3 protein-coding genes are annotated in these 1,908 nt (G+C 46.5%); all 3 read left to right on the forward strand.

The genetic code is table 11. From position 1 onward, the window contains the following. A partial coding sequence (locus tag KDK15_RS20920; protein WP_306800184.1) for a hypothetical protein occupies positions 1-203 on the forward strand: 203 nt, incomplete at its 5' end. A 92-nt stretch (positions 204-295) separates the two neighbouring features. Beyond that, complete coding sequence (locus KDK15_RS20925; RefSeq protein WP_373691308.1) at positions 296-460, forward strand: FAD-binding protein; 165 nt, start codon at positions 296-298, stop codon at positions 458-460. Between the two features lie 113 nt (positions 461-573). Continuing rightward, on the forward strand, positions 574-1,518 hold the full coding sequence (locus KDK15_RS00520; RefSeq protein WP_257293408.1) for an FAD:protein FMN transferase: 945 nt from the start codon (positions 574-576) through the stop codon (positions 1,516-1,518). Positions 1,519-1,908 lie beyond the last annotated feature (390 nt).

Consider the following 1,908-nt stretch of genomic DNA (forward strand, 5'->3'; position numbering starts at 1 on the left):
TTGCCGACAGCGAGATTCGTAAAACCGCGGCGAATACTTCTGATGAAACCATCGAGCAGGAAATCGAAGAAGGTATCATTGTTAGAGCAGATACTCTTGAGAAACTGGCAGAAAAAATCGGGGTACCCGTGGCAGAGTTTGTGGCAACCATTGAGCGTTACAACCGCTTTGTCGAGCAGGGCCATGATTCTTGGCTTCAATAAGAGCGCCCTTGGCTTGAAAGTGGAGCAGGCTCCATTCTATGGCACTCCACGCAAGCCCTCCGTTCACCACACAATGGGCGGTTTGAAGATCGATACGCAAGCTCGTCAATGAAAAAGGAGAGGCTATCCCCGGATTATACGCAGCAGGTGAAGTGACTGGCGGAATCCACGGAGGTAACCGCCTGGGTGGTAATGCACTCATTGATATCTTTACCTACGGTCGTATTGCAGGTGAGAGCGTCGCCAACCATGCTTAAGCAACATTGAATAAATGTTGAATAACCTCATTCAGAGGGGGAGCAATGCTCCCCTCTGTTTCTTGTAGATGTAAAGCATAAAGTGAAGTAGAAACGTAAAAAGGCAGACCTCAATGAAACGTTTTAAAACCCGATTTCACATGATGGGAACCTTCGTTGACCTGGAGATTCATCACCCCAATGGTGTGCAGCTGATTCAGGACTCCTACCTTCAACTCCACCAATACGAACAGCGCTTCACAGTGAATCAACCTGATTCTGAGTTAATGAGTGTCAATCAAAATGCAGGAGTGAAACCGGTTACAGTTCCGCCGGACATGTATCACCTTATCAAAAAGGCAAAAGCGGTTAGTGATGACTTGAGGAATCCATTCAATATTGCCATAGGCCCACTGGTTAAGGCCTGGCGCATTGGCTTTAAGGATGCCAGAGTGCCAACAAAGGGTGAAATTGCTGAAAAAATATCTTTAGTTGATCCGCAAAAAATTACTCTGAATGATAACAATCACTCTGTGTACTTGTCCCAGCCCGGCATGGAGATTGACTTGGGAGCCATTGCTAAAGGCTACTTTGCCGATCAAATCAAACAGTATTTCCTGGACGCAGGTGTTGAACATGGGATTATTAATTTGGGCGGCAATGTTTTGACCATTGGTCACTCGCCGGAAAACACAACAAAGGCATGGCATGTTGGCATTCAAAATCCGCAATCAAGTCGTGGTGAGACCTGCCGTGTGGTTCTGCTCAGATGTGCATCCATGGTGACCTCAGGAATCAACGAGCGTTTTTTTCAGGCAAACGGACAGCATTACCACCATCTTCTCAACTCACAAACAGGCCAGCCAATTTCAACCGATATCGCCAGTGTGACAATTATCTCCAAACATTCTGTCGAAGGCGAAATCTGGAGTACTGCGGGATTTCTTTGTTCCGTTGAAGCGTCGATTTCATATCTGAATCAACAGACAAATATTGAAGCTGTCGTTATTTCAAAGCAAGGCGATCTTCATTGCACGCTGGGCCTGGAGGATAACGGGCGGCTTATACTGCAGCTCTGACTGACAACTGATGGATATTCGACTAAACAGGTTAAAGGGCTTTGGTATTTCTGACCTTATCCTCTCCAAGACGCTCAACGACATTGGACGCTTTGGTGGACAGCAGTGACTGTTGGCAATGTTCACAGCTTTTCACCGGATAGTAGCGGGTATAGTCCGGAGCCTCAGTTTGCTTAAGGGTGGTACCTTGCTGACCATGTTGACCACCAGGCTTGTTATTAGACTTTTTTCTTCCTTTTTCAACTTTTTGGTTTGTCTGTTTGCTCTTCTACATATTCTTCGGCGGTTAAGTAACTGTGATCTGAGGGTTGCCAACCTTTATCGGCAGTAATTTATGCCGCATCTGCCCACCCTCTTTTAAGTGATACAGAGCCATGACCCTGTGGCGGG

Origin of the sequence: Endozoicomonas sp. YOMI1 (genome assembly GCF_024606345.1) — a bacterium.
In the GTDB taxonomy this organism is placed as follows: domain Bacteria; phylum Pseudomonadota; class Gammaproteobacteria; order Pseudomonadales; family Endozoicomonadaceae; genus Endozoicomonas.